General features: G+C 49.9%; 1 protein-coding gene. It reads right to left on the minus strand.

Annotated features, from left to right (window positions below; all coding sequences use genetic code 11):
* Positions 1-106: 106 nt before the first annotated feature.
* Entirely contained in the window at positions 107-1,354 is a 1,248-nt protein-coding gene (locus Q1A53_RS23290; protein ID WP_299971785.1) for a hypothetical protein, read from the minus strand.
* Positions 1,355-2,303 lie beyond the last annotated feature (949 nt).

A 2,303-nucleotide genomic window follows, 5' to 3' on the forward strand; every position in this document is an offset into this window, starting at 1 on the left:
TTTGGGACCTTCTTCGCACCGCTGCATGTGCCAAAACTCGTCCGCTCGACACGACGGCGGGTTTTTCACCAGTATCGGTCGTTTTCGCCTGTGACAGAAACGTTTGCTAACTCTCCTGCCTGAACTTCGTACTGCACTCAAGAACGTATGCCTTTCGTGACCTCTGGTGTTTGTCGACCGGCAAATCACAAAATCCCCAAAACTCCTCAAGGTCTTGGAATTTGAAGGGATTGGTCAAATACGCGTGTAGAAACGGCGTAACAAACTGCTTCATCTGAAATGCTAGGCCTTCGTGGTTATCCTCCTTCATGGGGCGTCCATGTGATATCAAGTTCCGTCTATGCATTAGGTGTAAACCGATTTGATACTGCTCATCGCGGTTCTCAAAAAACCACGCAGCTCTTTTCACCAAGGCTTCACCTTTTTCTCTTGAGTGTCCGCCTATTGCCTCAAGCAATCTCCATCCGTCTAGAAATGAAGATTCTAAATCACACTGGGCAAAAGCCGCGTAGTGGCGCGCCAACGCCAATTCAGCCTTTTCGCGCCATGGAAGCTTTCTTAGCCGAAGCCGCACACTTTTTACCTGCTGTTTGATCCTCGCAACGTCTTCAGGTTTGCGCGTCTTCTCTGTCAAATGGTCAGCCCAACGGTTGTACCAATAAATGTCAGCACTGATTGCACCTGAGGCATCGTGAACCGTCATATGGGGCGCAAGCAAGATTGTGTTTATCGGTTTGTCAGGTTCGCTCGTCATAACAAACTTGCCCCTGGATGAGATCAGAGAGTAGAGACCAATCTCTTTGGAAATTGCTTCCTCAGCCTTCTCAAATGCATCATGAACACTTACAGCATCGACTGAACAAGAGGCTAGGGGTAGGTCCTGAAGGTCATGCATCACTTTTGATGTGTTATTATCACGCTTGCGAAGTTGTTCCGCCCTGTCCTTGCTCGCTCGTCGGGCAAACGGTGTCGCTTGGCTGATGTCAAAAGATACTGAAACGTCGCCCCATTTTCGCCTGCCGCTAATTAGGCCCCTACTTCCCCACACCGGAAACAGAACCTTATAGCTTTTCCGGTCCATTTGTTCCATCCTGTTGGCGATACGATTACAGTGTTTGACGAAGCTATCCTCCGTCAAATTCTGCTCTTGCCGGATTGCTTTGCTAACGACTTCACGCATGAATGCATCGGACTTACCATTCGCGATCACTGCTGTTCTCAGATAGCTCTCATAGTCATCGAGAACACCGAAACCCGAGATGCTCATAGAACCGTCGGCATTAAGTGTCCGAACATTTGACAGCCTTGTCAGCAGCAATTGCAGATTAAAGTTTTTTCTCTTACGTATTGCCATTTCAGAAATATTATCTTGTGCAGTGAAGGATTTTCTGATTGTCGCAGGGCATTGCTAGGATTGCAAGAAATTGAGGTTATGCAGCAATGGTGGCCACTTAGATCACCCTCCGTGACGACGTTGGTTTGGGTTTACCGGACGCTCATTTTTGACATAGCCTCCGGGTCGAAACGGTCTCTTTTGTAGGTGGCACGCTTTCCAAAACGGTTGAAATATTTTGCGTCTTAGACTGATGAAAAGAACAGGCAGGTTTCTGACTTAACCTAAAAAGTAGACATTCGCGTAGATTGCAGCACCGGTGAAAATAGGCTTTTCGTGAGCCTTATCTGCGCTCCGTATTAGCGTCCGAGGGCAGCCCATTGCTGACGTTTAAGCAGTGCCGATGCGAGGGGTATTGACGTCTGATCCGTGTGGCGAAGTGCTGTAGGGTTCATCGACCTTGACGGTCTGAAGATGTGCTACTGCTGTATAGAGCGCCCAGCGGGCATTACCCCTCGCTCCACAGGACCGGTAATGAAACCGCTCTCCCAACCCGTCAAGAAGTATGTGCGGGCGAAACCCTAGATGCAGCTGCCACGCTCCCAGAAGGTATCTTTTGCTGCAGCTTCCACAAACAAGTTCGAGCACATCGGGGGCTTGGATATGTTCAAGGCGGGCTGACAAGCGGAATCCGAGAGATTTTGGCAGTAATGGCATGATCGGAACATAGATAGAACATACGAGCGCCGTCTATGACTTTTTTTCGTTAGAACTGTCCCATAGCTAACTGCGTTTCCTTCGGACAATGCTTTATGCAGTCTGGCCGGGGGGATGCAACGGGGGGCGGCACGCACCCCTTGCCAAGGGGTGGTGGTACTACCACCACACACCTTGCAGCCGGTGCTGGTCCTTCACATCCGCAGGAGCAACTCTTCGGTCACGTCTTTCCAGCACACACCTCGCAGCCGGT

Origin of the sequence: uncultured Roseobacter sp., from assembly GCF_947496515.1 — a bacterium.
Taxonomy (GTDB): domain Bacteria; phylum Pseudomonadota; class Alphaproteobacteria; order Rhodobacterales; family Rhodobacteraceae; genus Roseobacter.